Origin of the sequence: Sphingopyxis sp. 2PD, assembly GCF_005503695.1 — a bacterium.
Lineage (GTDB): Bacteria > Pseudomonadota > Alphaproteobacteria > Sphingomonadales > Sphingomonadaceae > Sphingopyxis.
The window spans coordinates 30,099-54,305 of record NZ_SCMU01000014.1 but is presented as its reverse complement, the minus strand read 5'-3'; the positions used below and the strand labels follow the sequence as shown (position 1 = coordinate 54,305).

Annotated in this window: 22 protein-coding genes; 6 read left to right on the top strand and 16 right to left on the bottom strand. The window is 62.8% G+C overall.

The window, feature by feature from the left end:
- Window positions 1-150: 150 nt before the first annotated feature.
- The 9 genes from FFS18_RS11285 to FFS18_RS11245 all read right to left on the bottom strand — a co-directional run bounded on the left by FFS18_RS11285 (window position 151) and on the right by FFS18_RS11245 (window position 11,986).
- Window positions 151-705 (bottom strand): DUF4440 domain-containing protein, encoded by a 555-nt coding sequence (locus FFS18_RS11285; protein ID WP_137870903.1) that lies wholly within the window; start codon window positions 703-705, stop codon window positions 151-153.
- A 227-nt stretch (window positions 706-932) separates the two neighbouring features.
- Entirely contained in the window at window positions 933-1,247 is a 315-nt protein-coding gene (locus FFS18_RS11280; RefSeq protein ID WP_137870902.1) for a GIY-YIG nuclease family protein, read from the bottom strand.
- Between the two features lie 227 nt (window positions 1,248-1,474).
- Window positions 1,475-3,121: a P-loop ATPase, Sll1717 family gene (locus FFS18_RS11275; RefSeq protein WP_502704174.1), complete on the bottom strand. Its 1,647-nt coding sequence runs from the start codon at window positions 3,119-3,121 to the stop codon at window positions 1,475-1,477.
- A gap of 38 nt (window positions 3,122-3,159) precedes the next feature.
- Window positions 3,160-3,390, bottom strand: coding sequence for a hypothetical protein (locus FFS18_RS11270; protein ID WP_011542070.1), 231 nt, complete (start codon window positions 3,388-3,390; stop codon window positions 3,160-3,162).
- A gap of 129 nt (window positions 3,391-3,519) precedes the next feature.
- The gene (locus FFS18_RS11265) at window positions 3,520-4,584 is read right to left on the bottom strand and encodes a ribonucleotide-diphosphate reductase subunit beta (protein ID WP_137870900.1); all 1,065 of its coding nucleotides are present in this window, start codon (window positions 4,582-4,584) and stop codon (window positions 3,520-3,522) included.
- 71 nt (window positions 4,585-4,655) lie between these two features.
- Window positions 4,656-5,000, bottom strand: coding sequence for an endonuclease domain-containing protein (locus tag FFS18_RS11260; protein WP_249340377.1), 345 nt, complete (start codon window positions 4,998-5,000; stop codon window positions 4,656-4,658).
- A 157-nt stretch (window positions 5,001-5,157) separates the two neighbouring features.
- Window positions 5,158-7,098, bottom strand: a complete 1,941-nt coding sequence (locus FFS18_RS11255) for a ribonucleoside-diphosphate reductase subunit alpha (protein ID WP_171005292.1) — start codon at window positions 7,096-7,098, stop codon at window positions 5,158-5,160.
- Window positions 7,099-7,836: 738 nt separating this feature from the next.
- Window positions 7,837-10,128: an EAL domain-containing protein gene (locus FFS18_RS11250; protein ID WP_137870899.1), complete on the bottom strand. Its 2,292-nt coding sequence runs from the start codon at window positions 10,126-10,128 to the stop codon at window positions 7,837-7,839.
- Between the two features lie 115 nt (window positions 10,129-10,243).
- Window positions 10,244-11,986, bottom strand: coding sequence for an acyl-CoA dehydrogenase (locus FFS18_RS11245; RefSeq protein ID WP_137870913.1), 1,743 nt, complete (start codon window positions 11,984-11,986; stop codon window positions 10,244-10,246).
- Between the two features lie 52 nt (window positions 11,987-12,038).
- Between FFS18_RS11245 and FFS18_RS11240 the strand changes: the two genes are divergently transcribed.
- Window positions 12,039-12,986 (top strand): L-threonylcarbamoyladenylate synthase, encoded by a 948-nt coding sequence (locus FFS18_RS11240; RefSeq protein WP_137870898.1) that lies wholly within the window; start codon window positions 12,039-12,041, stop codon window positions 12,984-12,986.
- Between the two features lie 170 nt (window positions 12,987-13,156).
- Here the strand turns inward: FFS18_RS11240 and FFS18_RS11235 are convergent, their stop codons facing one another.
- The 4 genes from FFS18_RS11235 to FFS18_RS11220 form a co-directional block, all read right to left on the bottom strand.
- Window positions 13,157-14,059, bottom strand: coding sequence for a DMT family transporter (locus FFS18_RS11235; RefSeq protein WP_137870897.1), 903 nt, complete (start codon window positions 14,057-14,059; stop codon window positions 13,157-13,159).
- 104 nt (window positions 14,060-14,163) lie between these two features.
- Window positions 14,164-14,730, bottom strand: a complete 567-nt coding sequence (locus FFS18_RS11230; protein ID WP_137870896.1) for a peptidoglycan recognition protein family protein — start codon at window positions 14,728-14,730, stop codon at window positions 14,164-14,166.
- Between the two features lie 94 nt (window positions 14,731-14,824).
- A complete protein-coding gene (locus FFS18_RS11225) occupies window positions 14,825-15,604 on the bottom strand; it encodes an SDR family NAD(P)-dependent oxidoreductase (protein WP_137870895.1) in 780 nt (259 codons plus the stop codon).
- Between the two features lie 10 nt (window positions 15,605-15,614).
- Window positions 15,615-16,103, bottom strand: a complete 489-nt coding sequence (locus FFS18_RS11220) for a thioredoxin family protein (RefSeq protein WP_137870894.1) — start codon at window positions 16,101-16,103, stop codon at window positions 15,615-15,617.
- Between the two features lie 56 nt (window positions 16,104-16,159).
- Between FFS18_RS11220 and FFS18_RS11215 the strand changes: the two genes are divergently transcribed.
- From FFS18_RS11215 to FFS18_RS11200, 4 genes are all read left to right on the top strand, one after another.
- A complete protein-coding gene (locus FFS18_RS11215; protein WP_137870893.1) occupies window positions 16,160-17,677 on the top strand; it encodes an acyl-CoA carboxylase subunit beta in 1,518 nt (505 codons plus the stop codon).
- A gap of 180 nt (window positions 17,678-17,857) precedes the next feature.
- Window positions 17,858-18,991: an acyltransferase family protein gene (locus FFS18_RS11210; RefSeq protein ID WP_137870892.1), complete on the top strand. Its 1,134-nt coding sequence runs from the start codon at window positions 17,858-17,860 to the stop codon at window positions 18,989-18,991.
- 12 nt (window positions 18,992-19,003) lie between these two features.
- A complete protein-coding gene (locus tag FFS18_RS11205) occupies window positions 19,004-19,201 on the top strand; it encodes a hypothetical protein (protein WP_137870891.1) in 198 nt (65 codons plus the stop codon).
- Window positions 19,202-19,287: 86 nt separating this feature from the next.
- Window positions 19,288-20,397, top strand: coding sequence for a S41 family peptidase (locus FFS18_RS11200; RefSeq protein WP_137870890.1), 1,110 nt, complete (start codon window positions 19,288-19,290; stop codon window positions 20,395-20,397).
- 41 nt (window positions 20,398-20,438) lie between these two features.
- Here the strand turns inward: FFS18_RS11200 and FFS18_RS11195 are convergent, their stop codons facing one another.
- The 3 genes from FFS18_RS11195 to FFS18_RS11185 form a co-directional block, all read right to left on the bottom strand.
- Complete coding sequence (locus FFS18_RS11195; RefSeq protein WP_137870889.1) at window positions 20,439-20,918, bottom strand: GNAT family N-acetyltransferase; 480 nt, start codon at window positions 20,916-20,918, stop codon at window positions 20,439-20,441.
- Window positions 20,919-20,949: 31 nt separating this feature from the next.
- The gene (locus tag FFS18_RS11190) at window positions 20,950-21,873 is read right to left on the bottom strand and encodes a hypothetical protein (RefSeq protein ID WP_137870888.1); all 924 of its coding nucleotides are present in this window, start codon (window positions 21,871-21,873) and stop codon (window positions 20,950-20,952) included.
- 88 nt (window positions 21,874-21,961) lie between these two features.
- On the bottom strand, window positions 21,962-23,380 hold the full coding sequence (locus tag FFS18_RS11185) for a WS/DGAT/MGAT family O-acyltransferase (RefSeq protein WP_137870887.1): 1,419 nt from the start codon (window positions 23,378-23,380) through the stop codon (window positions 21,962-21,964).
- A gap of 217 nt (window positions 23,381-23,597) precedes the next feature.
- On the opposite strand from FFS18_RS11185, the gene FFS18_RS11175 reads away from it, so the two are divergent.
- Entirely contained in the window at window positions 23,598-24,200 is a 603-nt protein-coding gene (locus FFS18_RS11175; RefSeq protein ID WP_137870886.1) for a thymidine kinase, read from the top strand.
- The last annotated feature ends 7 nt before the right edge of the window (window positions 24,201-24,207 follow it).

Below are 24,207 nucleotides of genomic sequence, written 5' to 3'. Positions count from 1 at the left end.
GCGATGTTCGGCGCGCGGTGGGGCAGGGGGTTCGGACGGGTCAAAGAGCCAAGCCGTGAGGGTGGCATGGCGAGCAATTGTAGGAAAGCGGTTATTGGGGCGGGGGCTTGAAAGTGGATTTGAGCAAACAAATCGTCGCCCCGGTTCGCGTCATTTGCGGGGCTGCGGTCCGGGCGCGGGCGGATAGGGCGCGGCGCCCGCATGGTCATAGCTGTAGCTTTGTGACAGGCGGAAGCGCGCTTCGGCGGGCATCCATTGCCACAGGTGCATATAATGCGCCCCGCCGACCATGTCCCAGCGGGTTTCGCGGGCGTTCCATTCGAAAAAGACATGCGCGCCTTCCTCCAGCGCGCCCCAGTCGCCCATCGCGCGGACGCGGTGCGACCCGGGGACGAGCAGGCGGCGGTTCTTGTACCCCGCCTGGGTGCCGCCGGGCTGGCGATTGGCGCAGCTTTTGGCAACATCGGCGACCATCGCATCGCGGCTGGGTTCGGCGAGGCCGCCCTTGTCGTGAATCATCCGGAATTCGGGAGCGAGCAGGTCGGGCAGCGCCCCGGCGTCGCAGCCTTCGAACACGGCCCAGAAGAGGCGCGCGTCATGGGCGCCGATTTGCGCGGTCAGCGCTTCGCCGGTGGGCATGGGGGTGGCGGCGACGGGCGGCGTTGTGCCGAGGGCGGCGGCGAAAAACAGGGTGGCGAAGGGCATGGCGGGTTTCCTTGCTGTATTGTTCGTATCATACAGTTGAGCGGCGACAACGCAAGGCGCTCCACCTGATTGTCACGACGCCTCGTCACCCGCGAACGAGGCCCATGACTCGTTCGCCTTGATCCGGGGTCCATGCCACGGCCGTAGTCGTGGATGCCGGATCAAGCCTGTCCTGAGCTTGTCGAAGGGTCCGGCATGACGAATGAGGGGGAAGTGTAGGGCGGCCGTCACCTGCCAAGCGGCGGCAACCCCAATTCTTCAGCCAGATCGCGCCACTCCGGGTTCGTCGCCTCGATCAGTTCGATCTTCCACTTGCGCTGCCAATTCTTGATCTGCTTCTCGCGGCCGATCGCGGCGTGCATCGTCCCGGCGAGTTCGAACCAGACGAGCGTTTTGACGCCATAGCGTTTGGTGAAGCCGTCGAAACTGCCGTCGCGGTGCTGGCAGATGCGCTGGATCAGGTGCGAAGTGACGCCGGTGTAGAGCGTGCCGTGCCGCGCGCTGGCGGTGATATAGACGCAGGGCTGGAAGTCAGCGTGCATGGGGTGGAGGCTAGGGCGGCGATGGACCCCGGATCAAGTCCGGGGTGGGTGGCGAATCTAAGCCAAACCGAATGCTTCCCCGGGCCTCGTCATGCCGGACTTGGTCCGGCATCCACGCGGCGTGGTGCTAATTGGGGATTGTTGCACCTTCCACCGTAATTCATTGAGGAACCAAGGGGATTGTCCCGGATTCAGAACCAATGAACCGTCCCTAAGACGCTGAAGAATTAAGTGAAAAGGCCTTTGGACTCACCTCTTCGGCCAAGATTTTGCCATAACATAGGATGAACTAGGCAAGGCGTATTTTCTCCAAGCTCATCTCCAGAAATAAGTGGACGAGAAATAAAGGAAAACTCTACTCGTGAGTTTGCTTGGGTTTTTATTCCAATAGCGCCAATTCGATATAAAACGGCAATTAAAGAGCGAAAAAAAGCTTCTCTCGTAGTGTCATTCCCACCATTAAAGTGCGCGCGAGCTTTAGATACAAGATCGCCCCTGTCGTTCTCGTGTTTTGTAATTATATTCAATACTAACTCGTCAATAATATCTTTATCGACGTTTCCAAAGCGGAACTCAGAAGATAGTTTTTTATGGCCCAAAAAGCCAATTGCTAGATTTGCAAAAGGATACATCGCGGACCACTCATCGACTAAGGCTCGTCTGCGGTCTGTAGAATAATCTAATTCTATAGACCGTATGTCTTTCTGAAGCAGTTCAGTCTTTCCTGCAAACTTATCAAATAACTTGTTAAAATAAGACAGAACGTCCCTAGGTCGCATCATTGTCCGGTCAAATATGTAATCAAAAGTTTCCTGATGAGAAACTTGATCCGCGAGAATATCGTCAATATCAATAGATTCGTTAGTATATTGAGATTTATATAATTTCTTAACTCTACGATTTACTACGAGCTTAAGATTATCTTTGTTCCAAACGATTCTCTTGTACTGATCTGCGAACTTTTCTCTTTGAAAGCCGGGAGTTGAGGCCTGCGAGAGGACTTGATCGATTAAATCGTCTCTCATCGCAATAATAATCTTGATGTTCTGAATTTTTCTAAACTTTGGAATAACATTAACCAGGGCTTCGATTAGCTTCATCTGAATTCTGCTATCAGCCCATTGAAGATCTAAATTATCAATAAGAAGTATTACTTGACGTTTCTTATCATCAAAAACATCTTCATTTAATATATCTATAATTTTTGAAAGCTCTTGCATTTGTATCGAGTTTACGATTTTACGTGCATTCGATATAATTTCAGAGCTTTCAGTCTGACTAACGTTCGATCCGGCTTCAATTTTGCTTCTTATCCCGGCAAAGCTTGCGCCCATTTCTGCAGAGAGGTTATCTTCGAAGGCCTGGGCAATATGGCGTACTCTTAGTTCCGTATCTTCCCAAAATTGACCGCCGTATTTTGTAAGGTATTCAAAAGCTCTAAGCTTGGCTGTATTATCTTTAAAGATGTCAGAAAAAGACTGAATAAATGACTTTACTTTGTATTCGCTCTCAAGGTTTTTTTCATATCTAAGTAGTTCAATTACTAGAACGTGACGCCATAGTTGTTGATAAAATAGGCCGAGATCCACGTCTTTCGTCGTCAGGAAATTCAGAAGCCAAGAATCTGCTAAAAATCCGAGAGAGAGAGTCTCGGGGTTCAGAATGCAAACGTGCTCAGACGTCTCTTCAATCTTTCGAAGAATTGCGGATTTTCCGCTACCCGTTCTTCCAGCGACTATGGATTGCGCGCTCAAGGGTGAAAGTAGCTGATCTATAAGACCAGTATCCACGAAGCATTCCGAAAAATAAAAGTCGTCGTTCTCGGCTGCGGCAGTGCCCAGTGTCGATTGAATCGGAATGACTACTTTTGGCACTGACAATCATCTCACTACAATTTTTGGACGTGCTTTCGTCAAACCGAAAACCCGCCCGCATTGCGCCGGTTCGAGCTGGCCGCCAGCACCTTCTTGCCCTGTGGGGTCAGCGCCCATTTGGCGCCCTGTTTCACCACCAGCCCCAGCGCGGTGAGTTCGTCGCGGACGGGATCGGTGGGGAGTTGGGGGCGGCGGTTCGACAGGCCTTCCAGGCAGGCGCGCTGCGGCTGACTGAGGATCAGGAGCTTCTCTTTTTTCTTTTCGGTCATTTTGGCCTCTGACTTCTTGTTCTCATTTGGGGTGGGCTCTTCTTGCCCTCCCCGCTGCAACTAGCGGCCCTTCGACAAGCTCAGGACCGCAAGTTTCGCTGCCCCTCCCGCAAGCGGGAGGGGATTATATCATTCGGCGGCGATGCCCGCCTTCGCGAACATGTCCTCGCCGTCGGTTTCGGCGGCGGGGGCCGCGGCGCCGTCGTCGTTGGCCTTGGCTTTCTTGCGGTTGTCGAAGCTGGACCAGACGGTGTTCCAGTCGCCGCGCGTCGCGCCCTTGCTGTATTCGGTCGCGCGCGTTTCGAAGAAGTTGGCGTGTTCGACGCCGTTCAGCAGCGGGGCGAGCCAGGGGAGCGGGTGTTCGTCGATCATGTAGATCGGCTGGAACCCCAGCTGGCCCAGGCGCCAGTCGGCGATGTAGCGGATGTAGCGCTTGATCTCCTTCGGCGTCATGCCGGGGACAGGGCCCTGTTCGAACGCCAGGTCGATGAACGCATCCTCGAGCCGCACCGTTTTCTGGCAGGTGTCGATGATGTCTTCCTTCACCGCCTTGGTCAGGCAGCCGCGTTCCTTGGTGAAGGTGTGGAACAGCTTGATGATGCCCTCGCAGTGGAGGCTTTCGTCGCGGATCGACCAGCTGACGATCTGGCCCATGCCCTTCATCTTGTTGAAGCGCGGGAAGTTCATCAGCATCGCGAAGCTGGCGAAGAGCTGCAAGCCTTCGGTAAAGCCGCCGAACATCGCGAGCGTGCGCGCGATATCCTCGTCATTCTCGACCCCGAAGGTACCCATATAGTCGTGCTTGGCGCGCATCTCGTCATATTCGAGGAACATGCCGTACTCGCTTTCGGGCATGCCGATGGTGTCGAGCAGGTGGCTGTACGCCGCGATATGCACCGTCTCCATGTTGCTGAACGCGGTCAGCATCATCTTGATTTCGGTCGGCTTGAACACGCTGCCATATTTTTCGTGGTAGCAATCCTGCACCTCGATATCGGCCTGGGTGAAGAAGCGGAAAATCTGCGTGAGCAAATTGCGTTCATGGTCGCTGATCTTCTGCGCCCAGTCGCGGCAATCCTCGCCCAGCGGCACTTCCTCGGGCACCCAGTGGATCTGCTGCTGGCGCTTCCAGAAATCGAACGCCCAGGGATATTCGAAGGGCTTGTAGGTCTTGCGGGCTTCTAGAAGGGGCATTGTTCAACTCCAGTCGCAAATTCGGTCCAATTTTCCCTCTCCCCTTGTGGGAGAGGGAGGGGCCCAAGGCGTCAGCCTTGGGAGGGTGAGGGGGTGTCGGCCCCGTTCCCCCTCATCCGGCCCTGCGGGCCACCTTCTCCCACCAGGGGAGAAAGGAGGGTGGACGCGATCGAGGTCAGTACGCCCTCCAGATTCGTCATCACATCGTTATTCCAGAAGCGGATCACCCTGTAACCCTCGCCTTCGATAAAGCGTGTCCGCGCTTCATCCCGGGCGACCGCTTCGCCATGCTGTCCTCCGTCGATTTCGATCACCAGCCGCGCGGCGTGCGATGCAAAATCGGCGAAATAGGGTCCGAGAACTTGCTGGCGGCGGAACTTTGCGAGAGGGAAGGCCTCTCGCAAGGCGCGCCACATGCGCTTCTCGGCTTCGGTGGAGTTACGGCGGAGCTGGCGCGCTCGTTCGGTCGTCCACCAAGGGAGGTCGGCTTTGCGGCCTCGCCCCCTCACCCTCCCATCGCCGCTCACGCGGCGACGGGCCCCTCCCTCTCCCACAAGGGGAGAGGGGTTTTATTTACTGACACGCCAGACATTCGTCGTAATCGGTGGTCTGCAGCTCGTATTTCGGGGCTTCCGACGTGTTGTCGGCCTCGACCCCGCCCGCGAAGCCGGCGCGCTGCACCGATTTCGAGCGGAGATAGTAGAGCGATTTGATGCCGAGTTCCCATGCGCGGTAGTGGAGCATGAGCAGGTCCCATTTCTCGACGTCGGCCGGGATGAACAGGTTCAGCGATGCCGCCTGATCGATGTACGGCGTGCGGTCGGCGGCGAGTTCGAGCAGCCAGCGCTGGTCGATCTCGAAGCTGGTCTTGTACACATCCTTTTCGTCCTGGGTCAGGAAGTCGAGGTGCTGGACGCTGCCGCCGCGTTCGAGGATCGAGTTCCACACCGCGTCGCTGTTCTTCGCCTTGTCGACGAGCAGGGCTTCGAGGTGCGGGTTGCGGATCGAGAAGCTGCCCGAGAGCGTCTTGTGCGTGTAGATGTTCGCCGGGATCGGCTCGATGCACGCGCTGGTGCCGCCGCAGATGATCGAGATCGACGCGGTCGGCGCGATCGCCATCTTGCAGCTGAAGCGCTCCATCACGCCCTGATCGGCGGCGTCGGGGCAGGGGCCGCGCTCGTTGGCGAGCAGCATCGACGCGGCGTCGACCTGCGCGCGGATATGCTTGAAGACGCGGAGGTTCGACGATTTGGCCATCGCGCCCTCGAACGGCAGGCCGCGCGCCTGCAGGAAGCTGTGGAAGCCCATGACGCCGAGGCCGACCGAGCGTTCGCGGCTGGCGCTATATTTGGCGCGCGCCATTTCGGGCGGGGCACGGTCGATATAGTCCTGCAGCACATTGTCGAGCATGCGCATGACGTCCTCGATGAAGCGCTTGTCGCCGTTCCACTCGTCCCAGGTTTCGAGGTTGAGGCTCGACAGGCAGCAGACCGCGGTGCGATCGTTGCCGAGATGGTCGCGGCCGGTCGGCAGGGTGATTTCGGAGCAGAGGTTCGAGGTGGTAACCTTGAGCCCGAGGTCGCGATGATGCTTGGGCATCATGCGGTTCACCTGGTCGATGAAGATGATGTAGGGCTCGCCGGTCGCGAGGCGCGTTTCGACGAGCTTCTGGAACAGCGAGCGCGCGTCGACCGTGCCGCGGACGCTGTTGTCCTTCGGCGAGCGGAGGTCGAATTCCTTGCCGTCGCGGACCGCCTCCATGAATTCGTCGGTGATGAGGACGCCGTGGTGCAGGTTGAGCGCCTTGCGGTTGAAGTCGCCCGAGGGTTTGCGGACCTCGAGGAATTCTTCAATCTCGGGGTGCGAGATGTCGAGGTAGCAGGCGGCCGAGCCGCGGCGGAGCGAGCCTTGGCTGATCGCGAGGGTGAGCGAGTCCATCACGCGGACGAAGGGGATGATGCCGCTGGTCTTGCCGTTCAAACCGACGGGTTCGCCGATGCCGCGCACCGCGCCCCAATAGGTGCCGATGCCGCCGCCGCGGCTCGCGAGCCAGACATTCTCGTTCCACGTGCCGACGATGCCTTCGAGGCTGTCGTCGACCGAGTTGAGGTAACAGGAGATGGGCAGGCCGCGGCCGGTGCCGCCGTTCGACAGCACGGGGGTCGCGGGCATGAACCACAGCTTCGAGATATAGTCGTAGAGCCGCTGCGCATGCTCCTGATCGTCGGCATAGGCCGACGCGACGCGCGCGAACAGATCCTGATATGATTCGCCGGGGAGGAGGTAGCGGTCCTCGAGCGTTTCCTTGCCGAAGTCGGTGAGCAGCGCGTCGCGGCTGGCGTCGGTCACGATTTCGAATCGGCGCGCGTGGACCTTGGCCTCGCTGCTGTCGTTAAGCTTGGCGCCAGGCGCTGCTGCCGGGGTCGATTCGTTCGCTGGGGGCGCTTCGTTTTTCGTCAATTCCATCGTCGCCACGTCGCTCGTCTCCACCCGTTCTGTCTCGCGAAAATCCATCTTTTCCGTCCCCGATTGCCCATGCGCCGCGGCGCATATGTTCCTGTCTTGTTCGACTCGGGACGAAGCCCCAGCCTAGCATCTATTCGATCCGCGGGGGCACATATTTTTGGCCGCACGAAGTAGTTTTCCGAGCCCATGTGCAGCGGGCGACGGAAATCCGCCATTTTTGGCTAACCACTAATGCTTGGGGTGCCCCCTCGGCTGACCCACCATCTATAGTGCCACGTCGGCGTGACGATGCAAGACGGTAAATGACGTTTTAGCGACTCGGTTCGTCGATATTTTGATTCGTCTCGTCGCTGGCGATGCCAGCGTGCGGCGCGCCGCGCCAGCGTTTCCGCCACTCAGGCCCGGTGGCTGCGCCGCGCGACCGCGCGCGATGTTTTTTCAAGCGGGATCGGGCGGTGATCAAGGAGCGACGCGGAGGCGGCGTTTCGCCGGGTCGCTATTCGCGGTTTCGTCAATCGCCCGCGCCGGGGACGGGCGCATGGCAGGCAAAGAACATGACAGGCAAAGAAAAAGGGCCCCGGACATGTCCGGGACCCTTTTCTGTTTGATATTCGGATTAAGCTTCTGCGCCGCCGTTGCCGGAGCCGCCGCCGCCCATCCATCTCCAAAACCAACCCATAAGATATCTCCTGTCGGCACTGCCCACGAAGAACAGTTAACGGAGCATATACCATCTTTGGTAAGGTAAATCGAGTCTTAACCATAAAATTGCCACCAATATGGCAGCTATCCGGTACGGTTTTGTTGCGGTGCAGCAAGGGTCGCGGTGAGCTCGGAAAACAATTGCGGTTTTCCAAGATGATAACCCTGACCAACGTCGCAGCCGAGCTGGCCGAGCAGCGTCATGGTTTCGGCATCTTCGATGCCTTCGGCGACCGCTACGGCGCCCAGGCGATGTGCTAGGTCAATGGTCGACTTAACGACTTCGAGGTTGCGCTGCGAATCGCGCATGGTCATCACGAATCGCTTGTCGATCTTGATTTCGTCGGCCTCGATTTCGGTCAGATATTCGAGATTTGACTGCCCCGTGCCATAATCGTCGATCGACAGCCGGATGCCCGTGCGACGGAGCTGCGCGAGCGTCTGGCGCGCCTGGCGGCTGTTTTCGATCTGCGCGGTTTCGGTAATCTCGATCGTCAATATCTCGGGCGGCAGATGATGCGCGGTCAGCATGACACGGATCGTCCCGACCAGATCATTATGGTCGAGCAGCGTCGCCGACAGGTTGACCGACATATTGATCCGGTGACCGCGCTCGTGAAGCTGCGCCGCCGAGCGGATCGCCTGATCCATGACGAACAGGGTCAGGCGGTAGATGTCCTGGCTCTTTTCGGCCTGAACGATGAATTCGTCGGGCGGGATCGGGCCGCGCGTCGGGTGGGTCCAGCGCGCGAGCGCCTCGACCCCGACCAGCTTGCCCGTCGCGATGGCATATTGCGGCTGGAACGCGACCCAGATGTCGCCCCCGGTCAGCGCATCTTCGAGCTGCGAGTGGAAGGACAATTGCCAGCCGGCATCGTCCTTTTGCCGCGGGACATATTTGGTCCACAGCGCGCGCGTACGGATCGCGCGTTCGGCGGCGACCAGCGCGGCGGCGAGGCGCTGCGCGTTCGATCCTTCGAACTCGTCGTTGACCCCGAAGGCGATCGCGACATCGACGCGCAATTCGCCGATCGTGAGCGGCGCGTTGAATAGCGCGGCGAGGCCTGCCAGCTGCCCTTCGATCTGGCTGTGCTGATAATAGGGGACGAGCCAGGCGAAGGTGCCGTCGAGATCGTGGTGCAGCGTGGTCCCCTGCGACGCCAGTTGCAGGCGGCGGGTGACCTGTTCGACCAGCTTGCCGATGCCGTCGCCTGGAATGAAGGCGGCGAGATCCTCGAAATTGACCACCTTGGCAGCGATAACGGTCGCGCTGCCGAAGGGAGCCTGGGTACGCAGCGCTTCGAAATTGGGCAGGCCGGATACGGGATTTTCGCGCTGCGCAGACGAGCGGCGACGGGTGCGCGCGACGTTGGCACTTATCGCCGCAATCAGGAAACAGGCCGCGCCGATGTGGATCGTGACGAGCGAGAGGCTGCCGACCGCTTTGACGACCAACAGCGCCGCGGTGATCACCCCGGCCGCCACGCCCTGCCACCGCCCGTTTCGCCACACGAGCGCGGCAAGCATGGCGAGGAAGCTGACGGCAAGGGCCGGGAGCCAGCCGATATCGACCGGCTGCCCACGCTTGAGTGCCTCTCCCGCGATCAAATGGATATAGGCGCCATGAACCTGGTCATGGCCGGGCAGATAATGCTGGTCAGGCAAGGCCGCCGACGCCGAGGCAAAGATCACATCTTTGTCGCGGAGAAGTTCCGGGTCGAGCTTGCCCGTCATGACGTCGATCGCGCTATATTGGGTGATCGTGTCCGGGTCGTAGGACAGGTCGAGGGCGAATTGGCCGGGAGCATCAAGCGGGCGATTTGCCAGCAGTGCGGCAAAGCTGGGCAAGACGCGGCCGTCTGCGTTTACCGCGAACGGCACTTTCCACACTTGCCAGAATTCATACTCCCAGCCGATGAAACCGCGCTTGGTTTGGTTGCCGAAACGGGGATCGGGCCACCGCAACATCGTCGCCGTGGTTCCGGCGAAGTCGGCGGACGGTACCGCGAGGATGATGCGGTCGCCCATCTGGCGCACCGCTGCGGCAAATTCGGGAAAATCCCGATCCTCGGTTCGGCGTGCGTAGGAAAAATCGACGAACAGGCGCTTCGCCGGCGATGCGTCGATGGCGCGCACCAATTGCATATGGTGCTTGATGGCGAAATCCTGATTGCCGACCGCCTGCAACGTCTTGTCGTCGAGCGCGACAACGACCGTCTCGCCGGATACCGCACGCGCAGCAAGGCGGCTGGTCGCCATCGAGATCAGCCGATCGGGCAGTTCGCCCGCACCGCTGACGCCGACGATCAGGCTGAGAATCAACGCCAAGGCGATCGTGCGCCAGCTGATGATCAGACTTTTGACCGGGATGGGCACGCACGTCTCCAGCAATTGCCGGATGTGCCTAGTCTCAGATGGTTATCATCGCGTTAATCATGAACAAATTCTTGCCGGGGTCGAGGCGCCCGAAACCGGCTTGAATCCGCCGGATTCAGGCGAGTTTCGGGAGCGGAGCCAGCACGGCGTCGCCGGCCAGCGCCGACGGTGCCAGGCCGATCGCCGCGGGGACGATTTGGGCCAGGTAAAAATGCGTCGACGCGAGCTTGGCTTCGAGGAAGGCGCGGTCGCCGCTGCCCTCGTCGAGCGCGATTTTCGCCGCGCGATGCTGAAGCGCCATCAGCCAGCCGCAGGTCGCGGTCGCGAGCATGGTCAGATAGGGGTAGCTGCCCGCGAGCCGGTCGGCGGTCTTCGCATCGACCATCCTGTCGGTCACGGCACGGCACGCATGGGCAAGCTGCTGAAGCTCGGCGAAATCGGTGGCGGCATCGGTGATGTCGTCGATCAACCCGCGGACGAGGTCGCCACCCGCCATGCCGAGCTTGCGCCCGACGAGATCGGCCGCCTGAATGCCATTGGTGCCTTCGTAGATCGGGGCGATGCGCGCGTCGCGATAATGCTGTGCAGCGCCGGTTTCCTCGATGAAGCCCATGCCGCCATGGACCTGGATGCCGAGGCTGGCGACCTCGCAGCCGATGTCGGTGGCGTGCGCCTTGACCAACGGGATCAGCACTTCGGCGCGCATCGCCGCGTCCTCGTCGCCCAATTTGCCGAAATCGGTCTGCGCCGCGGCGTAATAGGTGAGCGCGCGCGCGGCTTCGGTCTGGGCGCGCATCCGCCACAGCATGCGGCGCACGTCGGGGTGCTCGTCGATCGTCACCGGGGTGCGGTCGGGCGAACCCGCGAGCGACGACTGGACGCGCTCGGCGGCAAAGCGCTGCGCCTGCTGGGTCGCGCGTTCGGCGATCTGGACGCCCTGGCAACCGACCATCAGCCGCGCATTGTTCATCATCACGAACATCGCGCGCATCCCGCCCATTTCGTCGCCGACGATTTCGCCGAGGCAGTCTTCGCCCTCGCCATAGACCATCACCGCGGTCGGCGAGCCGTGGATGCCGAGCTTGTGCTCGATCGAGGCGCAATGGACGCCGTTCGAAATCGTCGGATTGCCGTTCGCGTCGAGGCGATATTTGGGGACGAGGAACAGCGAGATGCCGCGCGTCCCCTCGGGCGCGCCGGGGGTGCGCGCGAGGACGAGATGGACGATATTGTCGGTGAGGTCATGCTCGCCGAAGGTGATGAAGATCTTCTGACCCTTGATCCGGTAGAGGCCCGCGTTGGGGCCTTCGGTGACCTTTTCCGCCGTCGAGCGCAGCGCACCGACGTCGCTGCCCGCGGCGGGTTCGGTCAGGTTCATCGTGCCGTTCCACGCGCCCGACACCAGCTTGGGGAGCCAGGTCTGGCGCTGCTCCTCGGTGCCATAGGCCATCAGCGCGTGGATCGCGCCGGGGGTCAGGATGTTGCAGAGGGTAAAGCCCATGTCGGCGCTGCCCAGCGCCTCGATGATCACGGTCGCGAGGGTGAAGGGCAGGCCTTGGCCGCCATATTCGGTCGGCCCGTCGATGCTGCCCCAGCCGGCATTGACAAACTGTTGGTACGCTTCCTTGAACCCCGGGGGCATGGTGACCTTGCCGTCTTCCCACTTGGGGTTGTGGACGTCGCCGACGCGGTTCAGCGGCGCGTACACCTCGGCCGCGAACTCGCCGATGCCGGTGACGATCGCCTCGACCATGTCGGGGGTCGCATCGGCGAAACGATCATGCTGCGCCATCGCGTCGATGCGCGCGATGTGATTGAGGACGAAGAGCTGTTCGGTGGTGGGCGGCGTATAGGTCATGCGATGGCCGACTTTCTTGATGAATCTCGTTGCGCGGGCGCTATAGCGCGGCATGGCCCATGCCTCAAATCCCACGCTGGCTCGCGCGTTCGATAGTAAAGCTATCGCCGAAGCGGCGGCGCTGGTCGCGGCGGGACAGCCCGTCGCGGTGCCGACCGAGACGGTTTACGGACTCGCCGCCGATGCGCGCAACGCGGCGGCGGTGGCGCGCATCTATGCGGCGAAGGGGCGACCCGATTTCAATCCGTTGATCGTGCATGTGCCCGATCTGGCGGCGGCGGAGCTTTTGGGGGTGTTCGGCGCGGCCGAACGGGCGCTGGCGACGCTTTTCTGGCCGGGGCCGCTGACGCTGGTCGTGCCGCGTACGGACGACTGCCCGGTGGCGAGCATCGCGACAGCGGGGCTGGCGACGATCGCGCTCAGGGTGCCCGGGCATCGCGCGATGCAGGCCTTGCTGGCGGCGAGCGGGGCGCCTTTGGCGGCGCCCAGTGCCAATGCGAGCGGCGGGGTCAGCCCGACGAGGGCAAGCCATGTGCTCGCGACGCTGGACGGGCGGATTGCGCTGGTGATCGACGACGGGCCGACGACGGCAGGGGTCGAATCGACGATCGCGCGCGTGAATGAGGGCGCGGTCGAGGTGCTGCGGCCGGGGCCGGTGACCGCGGCGATGCTAGGCGAAGCGAGCGGGCTTCCCGTGATGGGGGTCAAGGGAGCCGAGATTGTCGCGCCGGGGATGCTGGCAAGCCATTATGCGCCGGGCAAGCCGGTGCGGCTGGAGGCAACGGATTTTGCGGAGGACGAGTTCGGGATCGGATTTGGTGCGGTTCGGGGCGATTATGATTTGAGCGCGGCGGGCGATCTGACCGAAGCGGCGGCGCGGCTATTCGATGCGCTGCACGCCGGGGCGGCGAGCGCGAAGACGCGGATTGCCGTTGCGGCGATCCCTGCCGAGGGGTTGGGCGCGGCGATCAACGACCGGCTTTCGCGCGCGGCGGTGTGATATTTGGTTCGCACAAAGACACAAAGGCACGAAGATGTCGGGTCGCCGTTCTTCAGTCCGCTTATCGCCGCAGGCGATTTATACGAAAGGCGCTTCGCGCAATCGGCAAGCGAATGGGGGGCTATTGCCGACGGCTTCGTGTCTTTGTGTCTTCGTGCGAACTATTCTTCTCAAGCCGCCGCCGGTTCGACCGGGTCGAGCTGCGGCGTCTTCCTCGCCACGATCAGGCAGCCGATCACGATCAGCGCCGCGCCAGAGATCGTCGGCCAGGTCACCGCTTCGTCGAAGAACATCCAGCCGAACAGCATCGCCCACAGGAAGCCCGTATATTCGGTGGTCGCGAGGATCTGCGCCTCGGCGCGGGCGTAGGCCCAGCTGAGCAGCAAGAGCGAGGCGACCGCAAGAAAGGCGGCGCCGACGATCGGCAGCGTCTGGTCGCTGCCGGGGACGGCGAGGAACCACGGGGCGCCGAGCGCGAGGATCAGTGCGACGAAGCCGTTCTGGAAAAAGGCGATTTCCATCGGTTCGGCCATCTTCGCCTGCCGCCGCGCGAGGATGAGGTTATAGGCATAGAGCAGCGCCGAGCCGACTACCGCACCGACCGCCCACAAGGCTTCGGACGCATAGTCGCCGCGGCCAAGCTTGCCCGCGACGATCACCAGCACCCCGCCGAGGCCGAGCAGCGAGGCGAGGATCGAGCGCGGGCCGATCTTTTCGCCGAGAAAGATCGCCGCCATGTAGAGCGTGACGAGCGGCGCGATGAAGGCGATCGCGATCGCCTCGGCCATCGGCAGCCGCGCGAGCGCCCAGAAAAAGCTGACCGCCATGCCCGCGACGAACAGCGAGCGCACCGCGTGGATGCGGAGTGTCGCGCGGTCGGGCATCGCGGGGCGCGAGGCGAAATAGAGCGCGCCGCTGAGGATTGTCCCCGCGCCGGTGCGCCACAGCACCGCGTTATAGGCGCCGATGTCGATCGACAGCCCCTTCATCAGCACGTCCATCGCGGAAAAGGTCGCGATCCCCGCGCAGGCGATGAGGAAGGGGATGACGGGAGAGGGCGAATCGGGGCGCATCGGCCCGCTTCTATCTGAGGCCGCAGCATTGGAGGAGGGCTTACCGACCAACAGCCCCGCAGGCGGATCGTCAATTTGGCCGGGCGGATCGGTCGGGTAGGAAGTTAAACTCCCACCGGGTCACTAATATCGTCAAGATAGCCCTGAATACCGACGATGAAGTTAGCCCATTTTGCGCCCAGCTTGCCGTTGGTCAGAAGAAGAGATGGGCATAGTTTGCCCGACCAGTGCATATGCGGCTTAACCACCATTTTGGGATCGAAACCAAGATCATAGCACAAACAAGCGATGAGCCGCTGTGCCCTGTCGAATGCCATGTCCTGATTCAGGGCGTCGTTCATGCAGATTTCAATGCCGATACTGCTCGAGTTTCCCAAGCTGCTTCCGGCATGCCAACCGACCTCGTTAAGGGGAAGATGGCGCACGCAGCTGTCATGATCGACCGTGTAGTGCCACGACACCCAGCGCTTGCTACCATTGTGAACATAATAGCCCGTGTTCTTCAGAAACCGGGAGTGCGCCTCGGCATCAGCTGTTTTTCCTCTGTTGTCGGTATTGTGCACTGTGATGAATTCCGGTCGCAATGGAGAACCGGAACGATTTGGCCTGCCTTCGGGAATATGATCGATCTGCAAGTTGAGCGTCGATCCAAGTTCTGGGCGCGTGCTCATGGAAATATCCTCCCCATACCACTGGGCAGGAATAAATCATCAGAAGAAGACTCTCAATGACAGTACGGGATATTTAATATCCATAATGAAGCGATTATCGAAACGTCGCTTGCCCCGCGCCATCGATGTTGAGTTTCTGGCCCGAGCAATAGCTGTTCGCGCCCGAGACGAACCAGACCACCGCCGCGGCGACGTCGGCGGGGACGGCGACGCGGCCGAAGGGCATTTTGGTGTCGAGGTGGTGGATGTCGGCATTGCCGGTGATCGCGCGCGACAGCTTTTCGCCCATGTCGCTGACGGTGAGCGCGGGGGCGACGATGTTGACGCGGACGCCGTTTTTCAGCTCCTCCTTGGCGAGGGTGAGCGCGAGGGCTTCGCCTGCCGCCTTCGCCATCGTGTAGGGCGCGCCGTTGGGCGAGTTCACATAGGTGGCGATGCTGGAAATGACGATGATGTCGCTGCGGGCGTGGGTGCGCAGCTGCGGCAGCGCGAGGCGGCTCAACCGATGCGGCCCCGCGGCGTGGACGGCGAAAAGCTTGTCGACTTCTTCGGGGGTCGTGTCGGCGACCGACAGCCCGCGGCTCGCGATGCCCGCGTTGTTGATCAGGATCGACATCGCCCCGAAGTCGGCCTCGATAGCGGCGACCATTGCGGCGCAGGCGGCCTCGTCGGTGACCGACGCTTGATAGGCCTTGGCCTTGCGGCCGAGCGCCTCGATCGCGGCGACGGTTTCGGCGGCGGCTTCCTCGCCGCGGGTGTAATTGACCGCGACGTCGGCGCCCGCTTCGGCGAGGCCGATCGCGATGCCGCGGCCGATCCCGCGCGAGGCGCCGGTGACGAGCGCGACGCGCCCCGCAAGGTTCATGTCGGCCATGTCGCTCTCCCTAACCCATCAGTTCGTTGTAGATTTCGTCATCGCTGCGGCTCGCGGCGTTGCGCCATTTGGGGGCGGCCTTGCGGTTGAGGACGCGGCCATCGGCGTCGAGGATCGCGACGGTCGGGGTGCCCTTGATCTTGAAGCGGAACCGCTTGGCAACCTCGGGATTGCGGCCCCAGCCGCGGACGTGCGGCATGCCGATATCGGCGTAGATGATCTCGTAGCGCGCGCGGACGGGGGCGAAGCGGTCGGTGGCGATGAGGTTCGCGAGCCAGGCGCTGTCGTGGCAGCCGCCAGTGCCCATGACGAGCAGGACGGGTTTGCCCGATTGTTTGGCCGTAGCGAGCGCAGCGTCGATCGCCGGCATTGGATCGGCGATGAAGGCGGTGCTTTTATACGGATCTTCGACGCCGGGGAGCGTGCGTGGTTCGGCGGCACTGGCGGGCGATGTTGCGAGCATCGCGGCGGCGAGGGCGAGGGTGATCGGACGCGTCATGTCTGGACGATAGGTTTCGGATGACGTTTCCGTCAACGTAAGATAGCCTCCCGCCCATGAGCTGGGAAAAAGAGATCGACGAACTCGCCGCGCGGGGCGCGATGGCCGAGAGGATGGGCGGCGAAGAAAAGGTCGCGCGCCAGCATGGGCGCGGCAAGCTGGATGCGCGGGCGCGGCTCGCCGCGATTGTCGATCCGGGCAGCTTTCGCGAGATCGGCAAGATCGCGGGGCGCGGAACTTATGGCGCTGACGGCGAACTCGAAGACCTTGCGGCCAGCAATTTCATTTTCGGACGCGCGAATATCGACGGGCGGCCGGTGGTCGCCAGCGCCGACGATTTCACCGTGCGCGGCGGCGCGGCCGATGCGGCGCTGCACCGCAAATTCATCCAGTGCGAGGCGATGGCGCATGAATATCGCCTGCCGCTCATTCGCATGATCGACGGCACCGGTGGCGGCGGGTCGGTCAAGACGCTGGAGGATATGGGCTATACCTATATTCCGCATGTGCCCGGCTGGGACCAGATCATCGCCAACCTCGACACGGTGCCGGTCGTGGCGTTGGCGCTGGGGCCGACGGCAGGGCTGGGCGCGGCGCGGGTGGTGGCGAGCCACTACAGCATCATGGTGCGCGGGCTGTCGCAGCTGTTCGCAGCAGGACCGGCGGTCGCGGCGGCGATCGGCGATACGCTCGATCGCGAGGAGCTGGGCGGCAGCGACGTCCATACGCGCAACGGCGTCGTCGATGATGAGGTGGCGAGCGAGGCGGAGGCCTTTGCGGCGGCGCGGCGGTTCCTCTCCTATCTGCCCTCGTCGATCGATGACCGGGCCGAGCGTAGGCCGTGCAGCGATCCCGTCGATCGCCGCGACGAGAGCCTGTTGTCGGTCGTGCCGCGCGAGGCGAAGCAGGTTTATTCGATGCGGCGCATCGCGACTGCCGTGTTCGATCAGGGCAGTTTCTTCGAGATGGGCGCGCGCTGGGGGCGGGCGGTGATTACCGCGTTCGCGCGCCTCGACGGCTATCCGGTTGCGGTCCTCGCGAGCGATCCGTCGTACCTCGGCGGGTCGTGGGACGCGAAGACGAGCGAGAAGGCCGAACGCTTCGTCAAACTGGCCGACCAGTTCCGGCTGCCGATCGTGCATCTGGTCGACAATCCGGGTTTCATGATCGGCGGCGAGGCCGAGCGGACGGGGACGATCCGTTATGGCGTGCAGGCGATGAACGCGATCTATCGCGCGAGCGTGCCGCTGGCGTCAGTGGTGGTGCGGCGCGCCTATGGCATCGCGGGGAGCGCGATGTCGAATGCGGAGCGCTTCCAATATCGCTTCGCCTGGCCGTCGGGCGACTGGGGCAGCCTGCCGATCGAGGGCGGGGTCGAGGTGGCGTACAAGAGCGAACTGGAGGCGGCGGACGATCCGGCGGCGCATCTGGAGGCGATCCGCGAAAGGCTCAACCGCGTGCGCAGCCCGTTCCGGACGGCGGAGAAATTCGGGGTCGAGGACATTATCGACCCAAGGGATACACGGCCGCTCCTGTGCGAGTTTGCCGAGCTGGCGTGGCGGGTGGTGAAATAGCGACTTCCCTTCCCGTTTACGGGAGGGGCAGCGAGACTTGGGCCTGCGTAGCAGGCGCTAGTCGCAGCGGGGTGGGCATATGGCGCGGCGTTGCCAGCCCACCCCACTGCGGCTAGCCAGCAAGCTGGCAAGCCTCGTTGCCCCTCCCGCTTGCGGGAGGGGATGGCTCGGGAAGGGCATATGACCACGCAACGCCATTTCGGCATGGACTGGCTCCGCATCGGGGCGTTCGCGCTGCTGATCCTCTATCATATCGGCATGTATTTCGTGCCGTGGGGCTGGCACGTCAAAATCGCCGAGCCGCTCGATTGGGTCACCATTCCGATGCTCGCGACGAACGGCTGGCGCTTGGCGTTGCTGTTCCTTGTGTCCGGCTACGCGAGCGCCGCGCTGTTCGCCAAGCTGGGCGGCAGCGGCGCGTTCGCGCGGTCGCGCAGCGCGCGGTTGCTGATCCCGCTGATCTTTGCGGTGATCGTCATCATCCCGCCGCAGCCGTGGATCGATCTGGCGGGGCAGCATGGCTACCCACATGGCTTCCTGCATTTCTGGCTATATGATTATTTCGGTTTCCAGTTCATCGACGGCATCGCGCTGCCGACCTGGCAGCATCTGTGGTTTGTCGTGTATCTGTGGGTTTACACGATGCTTGCGGCGCTGGTGATTGCGGTTGTCCCTGCATCGGCCCGAGCGCGGATGTCGGACGGCGCGGCGCGGTGGTTGCGCGGATGGGGTCTGCTCATCGTCCCGATGCTGCTGTGGATCGCGATCTATTTGGCCTTTCCCGATCATGACGAGACGCATGCGCTGTTCGACGACGGGCCGTCGCATCTCCACTATCTGGTCGCGTTCACGATCGGCTGGCTGCTGCGCGTTCGGCCCATATTGTTCGAGGCGGTGGCGCGGGTCTGGAAACTTGCCGCGGTGCTGGCGGTGCTCGCCTTTGCGCCTATTGCCTGGATTGAATGGGCCTGGCCCGGCGACATCCGCGCCCCCGGCTGGGCGATCCTGCTCTATCATCTGGCGCGGCAAGTGCAGGGGTGGGCGACGATCATTGCGCTGCTGGGGATCGCCGACCGATATTGGAACCGCGACCATGTGCGGCGCGCGATGCTGGCCGAGGCGGTCTTTCCCTTTTACATCATCCACCAGACGATCATCGTCGTTGTCGGCTGGTATCTGCTCCGCGCCGGGGTCGCGGCGCTGCCGTCCTTCCTGATTCTGCTCGCGGCGACGGTGACGGGATGCTGGCTTTTCTATTGGATCGGGCGCAGCATCGGCTGGCTGCGGCCGCTGATCGGACTGCAGCGCATTTAGGGGGAAGTCATCATGGGTGCATTGAAGGGCGTTTTCGCGATTCTGGGGGTCGCGATGATCCTGGTCGGCGGGCTGTGGGCGTTGCAGGGGCTCGACATCGTGCGCTGGCCGGCGAGCAGCTTCATGCTCGGCGACACGACGTGGACGCGCAACGGGGTGGTTCTCGCGGTGGTCGGCATCTTTCTGGTCTGGTTTGCGCGCAAGCGTTGATTTGGACTATCGACTACAAATGTAGTTGATCTGTATTGCTGGTACGATACACTGCCGATCGGTCTACGCTGAACGGGAGAGCGATAATGATTCGGACGACGCATATTGTCACCGCCTTGCTGCTGGCGACCGGTGCCGCGTTGGCGCCGGTGATGCTGGCAGCACCGGCTCAAGCGGCGGACGAAGCGGGCGCCAACGCCATCGCGGAAAAATATGCGGCGTTGCTTGAACGCGATTATGTCTATCCCGACACCGGCAAACGCTATGCGGCGGCGATCCGCGCCGCCATGGCGTCGGGCCGCTATGCACCGCTGTCGGGCGACGCGCTGGCGAAAGCGCTCGATGCGACGGTCAATGGGGTGTCGCCCGATGGCCATTTGCGCGTCCGCTCGCCCGAAGGCAGCACGCCCGTCGCGCCGCCAGCGGGGAGCGGCCCGCCGCGCGCGGCGCCGGTGAGCCTGCCCCCCGTCGAGCAGCCCGGGTGGATCGCACCGGGGATCGCCTATATCCGCTTCAACCTGTTTCCGATGGACGCGGCGGTGACCGCGCAGGCGGCCAAGTTCATGGCCGATCACGCCGACGCCCAAGCGATCATCTTTGACATCCGCACCCATCGCGGCGGCGGTCTCGACCAGATGGACGTCATTTTCCCGTGGCTGTTCGACAAGCCGACGCGGCTGGTGACGATGGCGACACGCGCCTCGGTCGATGCGGCGGGCGGCTCGCCGATCGCGGGTGTTCCGACGCTGCGCCAAGTCGGCGGCGATCCGGGCATGGTGGCGCGCGAGCATTGGGCAACGCCCAATGGCGACAAGCGACTGCATGATGCAAAAATCTTTGTCCTGACGTCGGGCGCGAGTGGGTCGGCGGCCGAACATTTTGCGCTGGCGATGAAGCATACGGGGCGCGGCACGCTGGTCGGCAGCGCCACCGGCGGCGCCAATCATTTCGGCTATGGCGAGGAGCTGGGCGGCGGGTTCCAAGCGTTCATCCCGGTCGGGCGAACCTATGACCCCGTCACCGGCAAGGATTGGGAAGGCGATGGCGTCGCGCCCGATGTCGCGGTGGCCCCGGCGGATGCGCTGGTGCGCGTGCTGACCGACCTGGGGGTCGCGGCGGGCGAGGCGAAGCGATTGTCGGACCTGCACCTGCCGAAAGCGCCGATGGAACGGCGGCGGCCAAGGGCGGCCCGCTAGCTCTCCATTGTCATTACGACCTTATCCGGGATGACGGGTCGCTAGGACGCGGCGAGTTTCGTCAGTGCGTCGCCATCGACGCGCATGACGGTCCATTCGTCCATCAGCCTGGCGCCGAGGCTCTGGTAAAAGCCGATCGCGGGCGCGTTCCAGTCGAGCACGCTCCATTCGAGCCGCGCGCAGTCGCGGGTCACGCACAGCTCGGCCAGATGCGCGAGCAGCGCCTTGCCGAGCCCCGATCCGCGCGCGGTCGGGCGGACGAAGAGATCCTCGAGATAGATGCCGGGGCGCCCTTCGAAGGTCGAGAAATTGTGGAAGAAGAGCGCGAAGCCCTGCGCTTCGCCGTCGATCTCGCCGATCAGCACCTCGGCATAAGGGCGCGGGCCGAACAGCTTGGCGCCAAGCTTTGCCTCGTCAAAGCGAACCTCGTGCGCGAGCTTTTCATAGTCGGCAAGGTCGCGGATGAACTGCGCGATCAGCGGCAGGTCGGCGGGCGTGGCGGAGCGGATCGCGAGGGTCATGTCCGCCCTGTGTCGCGCGCCGCCGTCGCTGTCAAACCTCCAGCTTGTGGAGCGCGCAGCTGTTCGCGAAGCCGAGTCCGCGCTTCAGCGCCGGATAGGCGGTGACCGTTGCCGCGGTGAGCGCCATTTCGAAGCGGACGGTGCGCCCATAGAGCATTTCGACCTGCGCGCCATGCGCGTCGGCGGCGGGGTCGTGGCTGCCGATCGCAACGCCGAAGGCAAAGGCTTCGGCAAGGTCGGCGGGCGGGTCGCCGGCGAGCAAGCGGTTGACGGTGGCGCGCGCGACACTGTCGCCGAGCGCGCTTTCGGCAGCGATCAGCGCGCAGGGACCGCAATCGGCAGCGAGCGTCGCGCCGATCCGCGCGGCGTGGAAGGCGTCGGCGGGCGCGGCGTGGCGGTGCGCGGTGACCGGCATGAAATGCTGGAATTTTTCGGCAGCATGGCCGGGCGCGGCGATCAGGTCGGGGAGATAGGGGCTGTTGCCGCCGGTTGCCTTGTCCGCGGCCTGCGCGAACAGCCGCGCGGGGATGCCCGCGGGGGCGATCCGCTGGCGCGCGAACAGGATCGCCAGCGCCGCGATGACGAGCAACGGATGGCCCAGAACCCCCGGCGCGTCGGCCCAGAATGTGGCGGGACCGCAAATGCCCGCCAGCACTTCGTAGATGTGGAGCAGCCCGTGCAGCGTCAGCCATAGTCCACCGACGACCGCAGCGCGCCAGCGCAGGATCGGATGCGCGGCGGCGTAGAGCAGGATCAGTCCCGACCCGACATAGGCGAGGCCGATGTCACGGATGAAATGCGCGTTCGGTGGCCCGGTGGTGATGACGGTCGGGATGAACACGTACCAGGCGAGCGGATCGACGAGCATGAAGCCGCCATTGGCGATGGCGCCGATCGCAGCGATCAGCAGCAGCAGCTGGACCAGCCGGTCCAGCGCATCGAATTTGCCCAGCATATCGGATCCCCCCTCGCTTGCTACCGCGGGGCAATTTAAGCGGCTGCGGCCAGCGTGTAAAAAGCTAAGATGTACCGGGCGCAGGCATCTATTTTCCCTTGATCCCCGCCGCTTGTTCCAGTTCGACCAGCGCATCCTCCAGATAGTCGATCAGTCGCTGGACGTGCGGCACGCTGCGGCGGCATGCGGTGATGCCGAAGTCGATATTCTTGTTGTTGCTGACCTGGGTGATGTTCATCGCCATGCCGTCGACCGGGATGCTCGCGGGATACATGCCGTCCAATCGCGCGCCGTTCCAATAGAGCTGTTCGCGCGGGCCGGGGACGTTCGAGATGGTGACGCTGTACGCGGGAAATCGGTCGGCGGTGCGGGTGAGCGCGGTCAGCATCTGCGGCATTTGCGTGATCGCGGTGTATATCTGGATCTGCTGCGCGGTCATCTCGCGCAGCTGCGCCTTCGCCGCGTTCATCGAAGCCTGGATCGTGCGCATGCGCTCGGCGGGATCGTCGATATGCGTCGCGAGATTGGCAGTGACCGCGGCGACCGAATTGCCCGAATCGATGTCGTCCTTGGCACGGATCGACACCGGCGCCATTGCCTTCAAGGGCTTGTCGGGCAGTTCGTTCAGCGATTGCAGATATTTGCGCATCGCGCCTGAACACATGGCGAGCACGGCATCGTTGATTGTCCCGTCATACGCCTTGCCCATCGCGCGCACGCGTTCGAGCGACCAGCTTTGCGCGACGAAGCGGCGGGCGCCGGTGATGTTGCGGTTGAAGCTGGTGCGCGGCAGGCCCGCCCACGGTGTTGCAAGGTCGCCGCCGCCCAGTCCGAACATCGCCGCCGCATATTGGTTCAAGGCCTTGGTCACCCCGACGCTGTTGCCCCATTGCTCCTTCAGAAAGGCGCCGATGGCCTTGAGGTCGGTGATGCTGGGGGTCGGCGCCTTTTTCGCGGTCGGGAATTTGCGCTTATAGGCTTCATAGACTTCGACCGACATCGGCGAAGCGGTGGGTTTGTAATTCTTGTCGTTGCTCAGCATTGCATTGGTGAAATGCATCGAGCTGGCGCCGTCCATGAACGCATGGTGGATCTTGAAATAGGTCGCGATCTGGCGGTTCGGCAGCCCCGAGATCAGCGTGATTTCCCACATCGGCCGGGTACGGTCGAGCAGGGTGCCGTGCAGGCGCGAGGCGAGCTCGAACATCTCGCGATAGCGCCCCGGCTTCGGCAGCGCGGCGGCGCGGACATGATAATGCATGTCGATGTCCTTGTCGGGGACCAGCCGGATCGGGCCATATTGGCCGAGCGGGGTGAGCTTCAGGACTTCGGAAAATGGCCGCCGCAGCCCTTCCTGCTGGCGGAGCAAGGCGAGCATCTCGTTCAGCCATTCGGTCTCGTCGACCTTGTCGGGCAGGGTGTAGAGATTGACCCCGCCGACATGCATCGGCGTCTCGCGCGTTTCGGCGACGAGGAACATCGCGTCGGTCACCGGCATCAACCGCATGGCAGCTCTCCCCACTGTTTATGCTGCGTCTTTGGTGCGCAGCATGAAAGTGGGGTGGGGGTGAGTCAAGCGATCCAGCCTTCCAGGAAATCGTCATCCCGGCGAAGGCCGGGATCTCGCCGCCGCGTCGTGGCGAGAGGGCGAGGTCCCGGCCTTCGCCGGGATGACGAAGAGGGGGGCGATTGCCTCTCCCAAGGGGAGAGGCTAGCAGCACCTCATGGCCAAGCTCTATTTCTATTATGCCAGCATGAATGCGGGCAAATCGACCACGCTGTTGCAGGCGGATTTCAACTATCGCGAGCGCGGCATGCAGACGATGCTGTGGACTGCGGCGCTCGACGACCGTTATGGCGTGGGGCAGGTGACGAGCCGCATCGGGTTGATGGCCGAGGCACATAAGTTCGATCCCGACAGCGACCTGTGGGCGGCGGTGAACGCCGAACATGCGCAGCGCCCGCTCGCCTGCGTGCTGGTCGACGAGGCGCAGTTTCTGACCCGGGCGCAGGTGCTGGAACTGGCGCGGCTTGCCGACGAAAGCGGCATTCCGGTGCTCTGCTATGGACTGCGTACCGATTTTTCGGCCGAGCTGTTCCCGGGTTCGGCGGCGCTGCTCGGCATCGCCGACGCGCTCGTCGAATTGAAGGCAGTGTGCGAATGTGGGCGCAAGGCGACGATGAACCTGCGCGTGGACGAAAATGGCCGTGCGGTGGTCGAGGGCGCGCAGACAGAGATTGGCGGCAACGACCGTTATGTGGCGATGTGTCGGCGGCATTTTATGGCGAAGCGGCGCGAAGCTGCGGCCACCGGGATGCCCGCCTGATCCCCGG